Origin of the sequence: Arthrobacter sp. RCC_34, from assembly GCF_041360795.1 — a bacterium.
Taxonomy (GTDB): domain Bacteria; phylum Actinomycetota; class Actinomycetes; order Actinomycetales; family Micrococcaceae; genus Arthrobacter_E.
The window spans coordinates 490,206-502,270 of sequence record NZ_JBFUPW010000001.1; the positions used below are offsets into that span (position 1 = coordinate 490,206).

Sequence of the window (12,065 nt, forward strand, 5' to 3'; positions counted from 1 at the left end):
ATTATGGATGAGTGGCGGCCTGGGCGCGCGCTGCGCGGGCATTCTCCTGCACATCCAGCGCCCGGCTCAGCAGCGGTTCGGTGCGGTAGGCGATGTGAGTGTGGAGGGCCAGGACGGTCTCGGTCCTGATGACGCCCTTGATGCGGACCACCTGGCGGAGCGCGGACTGGAGCTGATGGGTGTCCGTGGCGGTGAGCCGGACCCAGAGGTCGCCGCGGCCCGAGATCTCGTGAACCTCCAGCACTTGCGGGATGAGCCTGAGGGCGGCGATGACGGAGTCCAGCTCGCGGTGGGTCACCTCGATCGTGACGAACGCGACGACGTCGTACCCCACCGCTTCGAGGTCGATCTCCCGCCCGCCTCCCGTCAGGACGCCGGAGCGCTGCAGGCGCCGCAGCCGCGCCTGCGCGGTGTTGCGGGCGATGCCCAGGACTTCACTGAGTTCGCTGACCTGGATCCGCGGCTCCCGGACGAGTTCCAGCAGGATCTTCAGATCGGTGGCATCGAGATTGTTCAATTGCGCACTCCAGCTCAAGAGACGGCGAATCTGTTGAATATTTTGCGCAATTTTCTCTGCGCACACTGATCGATAGTACGGGAATGCCTCATGATCTGAACAGGCCTCTACCCAGGGCCTGAGAGCTTCGCGACGGCACACCCACCGTCCACAGCCGCGAGGAAGATCCCGATGACCGTCATCAGTGAACTGCGTATGCGCCCGGCCGCCCGTGAATGGGGCTGGGAAGCGTCCACCACGGCCCGCCTGGTGCTGTCCGGCGTGGTCATCTTCGTGCTCCTGGTCGGAGCCAATCTGGCCACGCCGCTCTACCCCTCGTTGCAGGCGGAGCTCGCCCTGGGTCCCTTCGGCACCACGGTCGCCTTCTCAAGCTACGTGATCGCCCTCGTCGCCACTCTCGTGCTCGCAGGACACTGGTCCGATCACATCGGACGCCGTGCAGCTTTGGTGGTCTCCGTAGTCGTGGGCCTGGCCGGCACCGCTGTGTTCGGGCTGGCGCAGAACCTCTTGATGCTGTGCGGTGGGCGGGTGCTCCAGGGCATTTCGATCGCCCTCGCCACGGGTGCCAGCGCCGCGGCCCTGCGCGAACTCCTGCCGACCCGCCCCGAGTGGGCCTCCCGCTTCACCTTGCTCTCGTCCTCCGGCGGAGTCGCGGCCGGGCCCGCCATCGGCGGTCTGCTCGCGCTGCTGCCGGGCGGGCGCACCGCGCCGTTCGTCGTGCAGATGGTCGTCCTGGCGCTCCTCCTCGTGCCGCTGTGGCTCATCAGGGCCCGTCCCGCCATCATGCGCGCCGAGCACGGCTTCAATCACCGGGCCCTGGCCCCGCGCCGCCTCGGTGTGCCGTCCCAGGCCCGCGGAGCGTTCTGGCTCGCGGCACTGGTCGGGTTCCTCAGCTTCGCCATTTTCGGCTTCCAGCTGTCCCTGGCCCCCGGGTTCTTCGCCCAGGGGATGCACCTGAACTCCCTTCCCCTGGTGGGAGTCCTGGCGGGCCTCTCCCTCGGGGCCTCGGCGCTGAGCCAGCTCACCGGCTTCTCCGGCAAGGCGACCGTTCCCGTGGGCCTCGCGGTGCTGGGCCTCTCGATGCTCCTCACCGCCTGGGCCAGCAACACCTCGGCACTGTGGCTGCTGGTGGTGGCGTCCGTGGCGGCCGGCTTCGGCCAGGGTCTGTCCTTCCGGACCGTTTTCAACCGCGCGGCGATGGCCGTGTCCCCGGATCAGCACGCGCAGATGGTGTCCACGGTGTACGTGGTCACCTACCTGGGAAGTGCCGTGCCGGTGCTCGGCCTCGGCCTCGCCGCCGCGGTCTGGGGGATGACGACGGCGGTCACCGCCTTCGCGATCCTGGCCGCCGTGGCCGCGTTCCTCCTGGCCCTCGCCTCCCTGCGCGGCTCTCGCCGGGTCTGACGCGGGGTCGGGTGACCGGACGCCGACGAGTCTGAAGTCCGCAGCCCCGGTCGGGCCTGGGCCTCCGGACGCCCCGGCCGGGCCGGCCCTCAGTCGAGCAGGCCCGAGTTCCCGTCCATGTGCTCGAACACCAGGGTGGTTTCGGTGTGCCCGACCACCGGGTCGGTGGCGAGGTTGTCCAGCACCCAGTCGCGGAGTTCTTCCGTGGTGCCCACGGCTATGTGCAGCAGGTAGTCCACCGAGCCCGAGGTGTGGAACGTGGACAGCACCGCGGGGAGGCGCGGAACGCGCGCGGTGAACTGATCGATCTGATCGCGGTCGTGCGCGCGGAGCCGGACGGCGATCAGCGCTTGGACGCTGCGGCCGATCGACGCGAGATTGAGCTCGGCCGTGAAGGACTTGATGATGCCGCGTTCCTGAAGGGTCCGGGTCCTCATCAGCGCCGTGGACGGTGCGATGCCCACGTCCTCGGCCAGCTGCTTGTTGGAGATGCGCGCGTCCTCCGAAAGAATCCGGATGATTTTCCGGTCTACGTCGTCCAGGGTTTCGCCGTTAGCGCCCGGATTGCGAAGATTCTTCGCTGAATCGGCCATTGTTCCTCCGCTTCGAATGTCACTACATGATACGGCGGGGCGGCGATTCGCGAAATGCCGGTTCAGCGCTCGGATGCGACCGCGAGGAACGGCGCCAGAACCTCCCGCAGCGGGGCGGTGAAGGCCTGCTGCCAGCCGGTGCCGGCCCAGAGGTTCACCCCGTCCGCCAGGCCCTGCCGCGCCGCCTCCGCGCGCAGCGGCGCGGTGAGGTGGTGAACGGCAGGGTACACCTCCGGTGCGAGCGCGTCGTATTCCCGGAGGAACGCGTTCTCCAGGCCGCGGGCCCGCCGGCCCGTGAAGGCCCTCGTCATCCGGGTCGTCACGAAGCGAGGGTCTCCCAGGGCGTCCTTGTGGAGCGGGCGCGCCCCCGACTCCGGCGTCCGCAGCAGCGCGGTGCCCAGCTGCACCGCGGAGGCTCCGGCGTCGTACGCCGCGCGGGCGTCGGCGGGCGTCATGATGCCGCCCGCGGCGATGATCGGCAGGGGGACCTGCCGGGCCAATTCGGCGACGAGGCTTGCGGCGTCGGCCGTTGCGGGCGGCTCTCCCGGCAGGAAGCGTCCGGAGTGGCCGCCCGCGCTTTCATGCTGGACCACGAGGGCGTCGACGCCGAGAGCGAGCGCCGCCTCGGCCTCCGCGCGGTGGGTCACCGTCGCCCAGAGGCGGGTGCCGCGGGCCTGGAGCGCCTGGGCGTCCTTGGCGGACGGGAGGCCGAAGGTGAAGCTGACCACCGGGACCGGGCGCTCCAGCAGCAGGCGGATCTTGGCGGGGTAGTCGTCATCGTCGTCGAGGACCGGCTCGGGAACCCTGACGCCCAGGCGGTCCGCCCAGGGGCGCAGGGCCTCGGCGTAGTCGAGCACAGCCTGCGGGTCGATGGGAGCGGCGTCCGGGACGAACAGGTTCACCCCGAACGGCGCTTCGCCCAGCGCGGAGGACCGGGCTTCGACCTCCTCGAGCTGAGCACCGAGCGCGGTGGCGGTCCGGTAGCCGGCGGCGAGGAATCCCATGGCTCCGGCTTCCAGCGTGGCACTCACGAAAGCGGTGCTGCTGGTTCCTCCCGCCATGGGCGCCGCGATCACACGGGACGGCAGCGGCATGCCGTCGTGGGTTCCTGACATGGGGTTTCCTCCTGCGTACCCTTGGACTCGTGACTACTCCAAGCCATCCTGCCACCGAGCTGCCCGAGACCGCCTCCCACGAAGCCGTGGCCATCGACATCGGGGGCACGAAGACCCGCGGCGTGCTGCTGCGGAACGGCCGGATCGCGGGTGACCTGACCGTGGGCAGCGCCAATGTGCAGAACGTCAGCGTCGAAGCCGCGCAGCAGGCCTTCGCCGAGTTGTTCGCGGGCCTGGCGCCGACGGCCGTGGCCCGCGTGGTGGTCGGCGCAGGCGGCGTCGACACCGAGCAGGACAAGCACGCCCTCGCGTCCCTCATTCAGCCGCATGTCCCGGGCGCGCACATCACCGTCGTGCACGATTCCGCTCTCCTCCTGGCCGCCGCGGGTGCGACGGCCGGTGTCGCCGTGATCGCCGGGACCGGCACCGCGGCCTGGGGGCGTGACATCTCGGGCCGGGAGTCCCGCTTCGGCGGGTGGGGCTATCTGCTGGGCGACGAGGGCAGCGGCTACTGGCTGAGCCGCGAGGCCGTGCGGCACTCGCTGCGCCGCTTCAACTCTGGGCTGGAAGCCGACGCGCTCGCGCTGGCCTTGTGCGAGTCGGCCGGAGCGCCCGACGTCGCCGGGCTGATCGCCGCTTTCCATCACCCCGACAAAGGCCGCCGCTACTGGGCGGAGCGCAGCCGCGTGGTGGTGGACGCCGCGCGGGGCGGCAACGAAGGGGCCAAGGACATCCTGCGCCGCGCCGCGGACGAACTCACGACCCTCGCCCTCGGCGTCCTGGACAACCTCGGCATCGAGGGACCCGTGGTGCTCGGCGGCGGCCTGGGACAGCACGTCCCGGAGATCTCCGTCCCGTTCCGTGAGGGCCTGGCTGCCCGCGGTCACCACGACGTCCGGGTGCTCGATCAGGAGCCGGTCTTCGGAGCGGTCGCGCTGCTCACGGCGGGGTAAGGGCTTTCTGCGGGCGGATCCGGGTGGTTTGGGCGCGCCCGTTCATGGTTTTCGCCGGATAGATCAAGGGGCGCGCGACGGTAACGGTCACACGGAGCCGTCGCTGAGACGGCCGTTGAAATCCCCCGGCCGCTTTCACGGTCGAGAGACCCGACAGTCGTCACGGCAGGCAGTGCCGCTTGAATCTGGGCTCACTTCCGAGGCACTTGTAGCGTAGGTCCATGGGCAACGATGCAAATCCCGCATGACTCGCGGACGACACTCCGGAATGTCTGCGGGGTTCGGAGCCCCATCCGGACCGGTTTCAAGCTCGTTCCAGGAGTAGAGGAGTCTCAGGAATCAACATTCGACCGCATCGGTACCAGGGCTGGTTGCGCCGGATAGTTCTGGTGCCGACACTGCTTATCGCAGGGATAAAGATACTGAGAGATGGACTCGCCGCAGGTCGGTTCAAATCTGTGACTGGCCAACCTATCGAGGAGGATGCGATACCGGCATTCCCATGAGTGACGCGAAACGCTCTCTGGATGGATCACCCCGAGAAGATGGCCTGGAAGAGCTACGGTCGGAATGGCGCATTGAACTGGACCAAGGGGCCGGCGTGCGTGAGGTGGACTTCGAAAAGAGGACGATCGCTGCCGTCATCTTGGCGGGTAGGAAGGGCACGTGTCGAATGATGGAGTCTGCTACGAACGATCATTTTTTCACTTGTGTCCAGCCCGAGGATTCGCCCGAAGTATACGACGCGCCGCCGGTCTTGCGCGGGGCCTGCCATGGGCGGGACGACTGCTTCCAAAGAGGGCCTTGCACTTCTAGGTCTGAGTGCACCGTCGGGACTGGAGGGCAGATGCGGCAACTTCCACGGCTCGATTAGGATTTAAGTGAGCGCGCTTAAGTTGCTCAATCGGATGTAATGAATTTGGGGGTTATTGCATGTTGAAGTTATTGGCTGGCGCTGTGAGTGCCGTGATTCTGGCGAGCTCGGTTGCCGCACCAGTTCCTGAGGGTCCGGGGTTGCATGTTGACGCCTTCGGGACTGTGGCTGAGGAATCCTCCGCGCCTGGTCCTGCGGTACCGAATGGAGCATACCCGGACGGCACAGTGATCGCTTGGGGCCCGGCGTCCGGCAAGAATGACTGGCTTGTAGCGTCTGTGCCGGGCAGCTCATTGGCTCAACAGCGTGGCTGGGTTGGGGGAGCTGAAGATGCAGCTCTCATTGCGATGTGTTCGCGTGCCGGTAGCTCTGCCGCTGTGGTGGAGGCCATGGGAAGCAAGTACGACGGAACTGTTCGCTTGCTCTGCGGCTCTGCAACAGTCGGGCTCAACCACATCCTGAAGAACCATCCCCTCAGTCAGTGGCGAGGCCAGATGGGTGGCGACGGGAGTGTGACCGCATGGATCCGGTACCTCATCCGGAGCTCATTGGCGGCGCCCGCGAAGAAGGCCGCGCTGGTCAGTAACAAGCGGTGCTACTCCACGCCCGTGCATGTCTACAGGATGGTCAATGGGCGTCCTAGTTGGTGGAAGACGATCAACCCGTCCGTGTATGTTTCGTCGAACAACAAGATCGTCGTCACGGCGATTCCCACTACCAGTAGTCGGTGCTAATCATGGCAAGAAAGACCATATTTTCCTGGGATCACATGCAATTTCCTCTCGAGGAGTACGGCGATAGCTGGGAACCTGATCTGCAAGAGGTGCTCCCCAAACCATTGGTAGACCGGCTCCTTGCCTGGGGCAAGCGGTTCGACCAGGTATGGGATTGGGAAAGGGGAGTATTTACCGAAGCGGGGGAACCTCAGAAGCTTGACGAGGAGTTCCGTGTTCTCGCCGATGATCTGCGTCAAGAGGGGATCGAGTTCACTGAACGCACCTGGTGGCGCGATCCTGAATACATGCGTCCGCTTTGACTATGAGATTCGGCGATAGCTCCTGCCTGGTGTAGTGGTGAGTCGCCTCGGAGAAGCCCTCGGTTGGTGTCGGGAAATGAAACCCACCAAGGGCTTCTCCCCTTCCAGGTGCCCGGCCGGCCCAGGGCGTGCAGGTCGGTGCCTGGTCGAGACGCATTGAACAGTTCTTCAACTTCGGCAGTGGTGGTCTCGTCCTCTGAATCAAGACTGACTTGGCGGGCGACCAAGCATTTCAAGCAGAGGGCCCCATCGTTTCGACTGGTACCGGCTGACACACCGAAATCAGTCAGTACCGACGCAGCAAACGAATAGCCTTTGGCACCTCGCCACGGTGGCCTTTGTCAGGTTTGGGCAGGGGATCGGGGCACTGCTAGCACCTCCTATTCTCCGTTGTCGGTGCCACGGCGTACCTTGTGGTGAGGACCCGAAGAGGAGCACGTGATGGAAGACCAGCGGTTGAGAGCCAGGGAGCGATGGCCCGAGGCGTTCGAGGGCCTGAGCGCACTGCAGGCGCATGCCCTCGAACAGGCCCTCGTGTCCTCCTGGCATGAGGGCGTCGAACCGACGGTGGACCTCGTCCGGGACGTCGTCGCCCGCGTCCGGAGCGAGATCAGCTTCGATGAGTTCAAGCACCGGGTGCTGCGGCGCGGCGGGATCCGGTGATGGACACTTTGCCCGGCCCGGAGGCCGCTTCGCAGGAGGCTTACCTCTATCCGGAGACCTACGACCCGGCCACGGGCCGTGCGGTGCTCCGGAATCTCCACGGGATCCGGGATTCCGCCACACTCGCCACCGTCGAGTCGGAACTCGCGACCGCGCGGTTCCGCCAGCTGCTGCAGGGCGTGGTCCGGATACCCCTCGAACCGGACACCTCGTATCTGCAGGACGTCCACCAGCACCTGTTCCAGGACACCTACGCGTGGGCCGGTGAACTGCGGACCGTGAACCTCACGCTGGGGGAGAGCGTGTTCCCGGACAAGAACCTCCTGAGGACCCATCTCCGTCCTCTCATGTGCACGGCAGCCACCACGGACTGGCGCAGCCTCGATCACGACGGCTTCGCTCGCATGGCGTCGATCATCTTCGCGGGGCTCAACCACGTGCGGCCTTTCCGCACCGGCAATGGGCGGATGACGATGGCCGTCCTGCACGAGATCTCGACCCTCAGCAGATTCGAGTTCGACTTCGACCGGGTGGGACGGGACGCCTGGGACGCCATGGCGCGGGCGACGCTGCCCGCTCGGGGTGAGTTCATGCCCCGGGCGACGGAGGCGGTCGCGGTCTTCCGCTCCGCCTCGGTCAGCCGCACCACCCCCGTTCCGAACCGCACCATCCAGGCGATGCGTGAGATCTCCCGCAGGAGTTCCTCCGGACGGTTCACCAGCCCGGATGCCCTCCGGGCGCGGCGTGACGAGGCGGAGCACCGTCGGTATCACGGCTACGGCGAGGAACGGCCCAGAGACCGATGAGTCCGACGACGGCGCGCCTCAGCGGCGCCGCACGCGCGGCCTGAGCGTCACGCCGGGCAGCGGTGGCGCGGGGATGTGCCCGACTTCCGCCTGTGCCTCGGCGGTCGCGCCTCCCTGGTGACCGGCGACCCAGCCGAAGCGTGACCCGGCGATCTCGTCGGCCGTGGGCTCGACGCCGTCGTCCGTGTAGAGGGTTCCGCTCGCTTCCCAGTCGTCCCGGGCCTGGACGATCTCCTCGTGGTTCCGGCCCACGAAGTTCCACCACATGAGGAGGTCCTCGCCGAGCGGTTCGCCGCCCAGGAGGAAGAAGCGGGCGCCCGGTCCGGCGTCGACAGTCAGGCTCGTGCGCTGCCCGCCGAGGTAGAGCAGGGGACCCGGCTCGAGGGACTGCCCTTCGACGCTGAGCGCCCCGTCGATGACGAGCAGGGCATGCTCGAAGCCCGGCTCGAGCGGGATCGCCACGGAGCCCGTGGCGTCCACCTGAGCACCGATCAGAGGGCTGAACGCGCTCGCAGGGGAGCTGACGCCCGCGAGTGACCCCATCGCGACGGTGGCTTCCCAGCCCTCACCCGAGGCGACGGGCAGGTCCTGGTGCTGTTCGAAGGCGGGTTCGCGGTGCCGGTGCTCCTCGGGCAGGGCGACCCAGAACTGGAGGCCCTCCTGGACCGGGATCTCGTCGCCCTCCACGCAGGTGAACTCGGAGTGGGCGATCCCGCGCCCGGCCGTCATCAGATTGAGCTCCCCGGGGCGGACGGTCACGTCGCTGCCGAGGCTGTCCCGGTGGCGGATCTCACCCTTCAGCGGCCACGTGACGGTCTGGAGCCCGATGTGCGGGTGGGGGAGCACTGTCATGGCGACACGGCCCGGGCCGAACCGGTCCAGGAAGCACCAGGCTCCGATGGTGGGAAGGTCCTTGAGGGGGAGTGTCCGCTGGACGGTGATGGCGCGGATTCCCCCGAGGGGCACGGCGCGTTCGGGCCAGACTTCGAGGCACGGTTCCGGCACGGTGGTCCGGGCCGGGCAGGCCTGCTGATCCGGGGACGGGTCGAGGTTGGTCACAGCGCCACTCTACGCCGCCGAAGCGGGCCGAGCAGCGGGCTCCTGTGTGCGTAAATGTTTATTTTGTATCGATTAAGTGTGCTGCCGCTTCTAGACTGGTGCCATGCCCACTCCGATTCTCAGCTACCGCGATGCCCGCCTCGTCAAGGGAGACCGCGAGCACCGCATCCTGGCCGGCGCCATCCACTATTTCCGTGTTCACCCCGAACTGTGGGAGGACCGCCTGGCACGTCTGAAGGCGATGGGCGCCAACACCGTGGACACGTATGTCGCGTGGAACTTCCACCAGGAGCGGCGTGAAGATGCCCCGGACTTCGGTGGCTGGCGGGATCTGGGCCGCTTCATCGACCTGGCGGGGGATCTCGGCCTGGACGTGATCGTCCGTCCCGGGCCGTACATGTGCGCCGAATGGGACAACGGCGGATTCCCGTCCTGGCTGACCGGGACCCCCGACATCATGCTCCGCTCCACCGATCCGCGCTTCACCGGACCCGTGGGAGAGTGGCTCGATCACCTGGTCCCCGTCATCGCGAGCCGGCAGGCGGCGCAGGGCGGGCCCGTCGTCGCGGTCCAGGTGGAGAACGAATACGGCAGCTACGGGGACTCCGCCGAGTACATCCGCTGGAGCGCCGAGGCGCTGCGGCAGCGGGGCATCACCGAACTGCTGTTCACCGCGGACGGCGGCAGCGATTACTACCTCGACGGCGGCGCCGTCCCCGAGATCTGGGCCACGGCAACGCTGGGCTCCCGCGGCGCCGAGGCGATCGAGGTGTGGAAGCGCAGGCGTCCCACCGAGCCCTTCTTCAACGTCGAGTTCTGGGGCGGCTGGTTCGACCACTGGGGCGAGGCCCACCATGTGCGTCCGGGCAGTGAGGCGGCGGCGGAGATCCGCACGATGCTCGACGCCGGCGGCTCCCTCTGCGTCTACATGGCCCATGGCGGGACGAACTTCGGGCTCGGCGCGGGAGCGAACGAGGACGGCGGCATCCAGCCGACCGTGACGAGCTACGACTCCGACGCCCCCATCGCCGAGAACGGCGCCCTCACCGAGAAGTTCCACGCCATCCGCGCCGAGTTCCTGCGTGCCCAAGGCCTGGCCGAAGACGAGTGGCCCGCACTCCCGGCGGCCCTGCTGGAGCCGGCGCCCGTGCTGCCCGCACGCACCCTGGAGCTGTCCCCGGCACGCCTGCCCTTGCTGGAATCCCTGCGGGCGGGGCTCGACTCCGCCGTCGCGGCCGGAACGCACCACCCGAGCGAGCGGCCGCTGAGCTTCGAGGAGATCGGCCAGCACCACGGCCTGCTCTTCCACCGCGCGACGGCGGTCCTGCCGGGCCGCGAGGACGCGCCCCAGGAGTGCCTCCTCAAGCTGCCGCAGCTCCACGACCGTGCTCAGCTGTGGGTCGACGGCGAGCCGGTGGGCATCCTGGACGATACGACCGGTGCGGCGGGGCTGGCCGTGCAGGGGCGCGGGCGCGAGGTGGTTCTGGAGATCCTGGTCGAGAATCTGGGACGTATCAACTACGGCCCTTACACCGGCCAGCGCAAGGGCCTGCTGGGCGGCGTCCTCGTCAACCAGCGCTTCACGCTCGGCTGGGAACACTTCGCGGTGGATCCGTCCCGGTTCGGCGCGGAGGATCTGGCCGGGCTGGCGACGGCCGAGTTCGACGTGGACGCCCCGGCGGACACCTACCTCGCCCTGCCCGGCTCGACCAAGGGCTTCGCGTGGGTGAACGGCTTCCTGCTGGGACGGTACTGGGAGATCGGGCCGCAGGAGACCCTGTACGTGCCCGCGCCGCTCGTGAAGGCCGGCCGGAACACGGTGCACGTGCTGGAGCTCGGCGTCAGCGGTGGCACAGTGGAACTGCGGGAGGAACCGCAGCTCGGATCCGCCCGCGTGGACGTCCTCACGGAGGCCGAACTCGCCTGAGCCGGAGCACCCAGGACCGGTGCGTGCGGGGCCGCGGGATATGCTGGACAGGCTCTCGCACCGTCCTGAACGCCCCCTCAAAGGAGTGCCCCCATGGCCCCGATGCGTCCGTCTGCCGTCGTCCGGACCGTGATGGCCGCCGCCGTTGTGGCCTGCCTGCCGGCCTTCACCGCCTGCACGCCCGGACAGCCCACCCCGAGCCCCGCGGTGACGAGCGGCGCGCCCCAGCGGCCCGTCGTCGTCGGCGCGCTCGACACGGCGGAAGGCGCACTCCTCGCGGAGCTGTACTCCGGCGCTCTCCGCTCGGCCGGGGTTCCCAGCAGCGTGAAGCTGAATGTGGGAGGCCGTGCCGCGACGCTGGAAGCTCTGCGGTCCGGCCGGGTCCAGCTCGTCCCGGCGTACACCGGCAGCCTCCTGGAGGCGCTGGGCGGCACCACCAAGGACACCGGCGACGACGCGGTGAAGTCCGGGATCAACGCCGCCTTGCGCAAGCCCCTGGCCGTCCTGGACTCCTCGGGCGCGCAGGACCGCGAGGTCGTGGTCGTCACCAAGGTCACCGCTGAGAAGTACCAGCTCAAGACGCTCGAGGACCTGGGGAAGGTGTGCTCCCAGACGGTGTTCGCCGCCGCGGCGGATTTCAGCGGCGGGGCCTACGGTTCCCAGGCGCTGAAGAACGCGTACTCCTGCACGCCCAAGCGGGTGCTCACCTACGGCATGAAGAGCGGTCCGGATGGAGGGCCGTCACTCCCGAACCCCGACGCGCAGCCCAATGCGACGCTCCCGCAGCCGCTCAAGTCGCTCCTGGAGGATGAGGCCCAGGCAGCGGTCCTGCTCAGCACCGATCCCGCGATCGTCGACAACGACCTGGTGGTCCTGGAGGACAACCGTAGAGCCCTTCTGCCTGAACAAGTGGTGCCTGTGGTGGACGAGGGAACGCTTCCGGACCGGGCCCGGGACGCCGTCAACAACGTCTCGCGGACGCTCACGGCGGACGATCTGGTGACCATGAACCGGGCCATCCGGGGCGACCAGGCCCGCACCCCTCACGAAGTCGCCGTGTCCTGGCTGAAAGAGAGGGGCATCACAGGGTAGAACGTGTGTCATATGGCATATTTGGT

At 68.0% G+C, this 12,065-nt stretch carries 11 protein-coding genes; 7 read left to right on the forward strand and 4 right to left on the reverse strand.

What is annotated here, in order from left to right; all coding sequences use genetic code 11:
• Nucleotide 1: 1 nt before the first annotated feature.
• Nucleotides 2-517: an Lrp/AsnC family transcriptional regulator gene (locus tag AB6732_RS02295; protein ID WP_370957944.1), complete on the reverse strand. Its 516-nt coding sequence runs from the start codon at nucleotides 515-517 to the stop codon at nucleotides 2-4.
• 171 nt (nucleotides 518-688) lie between these two features.
• On the opposite strand from AB6732_RS02295, the gene AB6732_RS02300 reads away from it, so the two are divergent.
• Nucleotides 689-1,921, forward strand: coding sequence for an MFS transporter (locus AB6732_RS02300; protein ID WP_370957946.1), 1,233 nt, complete (start codon nucleotides 689-691; stop codon nucleotides 1,919-1,921).
• Nucleotides 1,922-2,010: 89 nt separating this feature from the next.
• On the opposite strand, the gene AB6732_RS02305 is transcribed toward AB6732_RS02300, so the two are convergent.
• On the reverse strand, nucleotides 2,011-2,514 hold the full coding sequence (locus tag AB6732_RS02305; RefSeq protein WP_370957948.1) for an Lrp/AsnC family transcriptional regulator: 504 nt from the start codon (nucleotides 2,512-2,514) through the stop codon (nucleotides 2,011-2,013).
• A gap of 62 nt (nucleotides 2,515-2,576) precedes the next feature.
• Nucleotides 2,577-3,629: a nitronate monooxygenase gene (locus tag AB6732_RS02310; protein ID WP_370957950.1), complete on the reverse strand. Its 1,053-nt coding sequence runs from the start codon at nucleotides 3,627-3,629 to the stop codon at nucleotides 2,577-2,579.
• A 29-nt stretch (nucleotides 3,630-3,658) separates the two neighbouring features.
• Between AB6732_RS02310 and AB6732_RS02315 the strand changes: the two genes are divergently transcribed.
• The 4 genes from AB6732_RS02315 (at nucleotide 3,659) to AB6732_RS02330 (ending at nucleotide 7,961) form a co-directional block, all read left to right on the forward strand.
• Nucleotides 3,659-4,582 carry an N-acetylglucosamine kinase gene (locus AB6732_RS02315; protein ID WP_370957952.1) on the forward strand — a complete coding sequence of 308 codons (924 nt, stop codon included), beginning with the start codon at nucleotides 3,659-3,661 and terminating at the stop codon, nucleotides 4,580-4,582.
• Nucleotides 4,583-6,192: 1,610 nt separating this feature from the next.
• Complete coding sequence (locus tag AB6732_RS02320; RefSeq protein ID WP_146145829.1) at nucleotides 6,193-6,492, forward strand: hypothetical protein; 300 nt, start codon at nucleotides 6,193-6,195, stop codon at nucleotides 6,490-6,492.
• A gap of 441 nt (nucleotides 6,493-6,933) precedes the next feature.
• Nucleotides 6,934-7,155, forward strand: a complete 222-nt coding sequence (locus AB6732_RS02325; RefSeq protein ID WP_370957955.1) for a hypothetical protein — start codon at nucleotides 6,934-6,936, stop codon at nucleotides 7,153-7,155.
• Entirely contained in the window at nucleotides 7,155-7,961 is an 807-nt protein-coding gene (locus AB6732_RS02330; protein ID WP_370957957.1) for a Fic/DOC family protein, read from the forward strand. Before AB6732_RS02325 ends, AB6732_RS02330 begins: the two co-directional genes overlap by 1 nt.
• A gap of 18 nt (nucleotides 7,962-7,979) precedes the next feature.
• On the opposite strand, the gene AB6732_RS02335 is transcribed toward AB6732_RS02330, so the two are convergent.
• Nucleotides 7,980-9,020, reverse strand: coding sequence for a pirin family protein (locus tag AB6732_RS02335; protein WP_370957959.1), 1,041 nt, complete (start codon nucleotides 9,018-9,020; stop codon nucleotides 7,980-7,982).
• 103 nt (nucleotides 9,021-9,123) lie between these two features.
• On the opposite strand from AB6732_RS02335, the gene AB6732_RS02340 reads away from it, so the two are divergent.
• Nucleotides 9,124-10,947 (forward strand): beta-galactosidase family protein, encoded by a 1,824-nt coding sequence (locus tag AB6732_RS02340; RefSeq protein WP_370957961.1) that lies wholly within the window; start codon nucleotides 9,124-9,126, stop codon nucleotides 10,945-10,947.
• 93 nt (nucleotides 10,948-11,040) lie between these two features.
• Nucleotides 11,041-12,039 carry an ABC transporter substrate-binding protein gene (locus AB6732_RS02345; RefSeq protein WP_370957963.1) on the forward strand — a complete coding sequence of 333 codons (999 nt, stop codon included), beginning with the start codon at nucleotides 11,041-11,043 and terminating at the stop codon, nucleotides 12,037-12,039.
• Nucleotides 12,040-12,065: the final 26 nt, after the last annotated feature.

What these genes read in the sequence shown, in the direction of transcription:
- AB6732_RS02300 (WP_370957946.1), top strand. Translation starts at nt 689, where the DNA reads ATGACCGTCATCAGTGAACTGCGTATGCGCCCGGCCGCCCGTGAATGG.
- AB6732_RS02305 (WP_370957948.1), bottom strand. Translation starts at nt 2,514, where the DNA reads ATGGCCGATTCAGCGAAGAATCTTCGCAATCCGGGCGCTAACGGCGAA.
- AB6732_RS02310 (WP_370957950.1), bottom strand. Translation starts at nt 3,629, where the DNA reads ATGTCAGGAACCCACGACGGCATGCCGCTGCCGTCCCGTGTGATCGCG.
- AB6732_RS02320 (WP_146145829.1), top strand. Translation starts at nt 6,193, where the DNA reads ATGGCAAGAAAGACCATATTTTCCTGGGATCACATGCAATTTCCTCTC.
- AB6732_RS02325 (WP_370957955.1), top strand. Translation starts at nt 6,934, where the DNA reads ATGGAAGACCAGCGGTTGAGAGCCAGGGAGCGATGGCCCGAGGCGTTC.
- AB6732_RS02330 (WP_370957957.1), top strand. Translation starts at nt 7,155, where the DNA reads ATGGACACTTTGCCCGGCCCGGAGGCCGCTTCGCAGGAGGCTTACCTC.
- AB6732_RS02340 (WP_370957961.1), top strand. Translation starts at nt 9,124, where the DNA reads ATGCCCACTCCGATTCTCAGCTACCGCGATGCCCGCCTCGTCAAGGGA.
- AB6732_RS02345 (WP_370957963.1), top strand. Translation starts at nt 11,041, where the DNA reads ATGGCCCCGATGCGTCCGTCTGCCGTCGTCCGGACCGTGATGGCCGCC.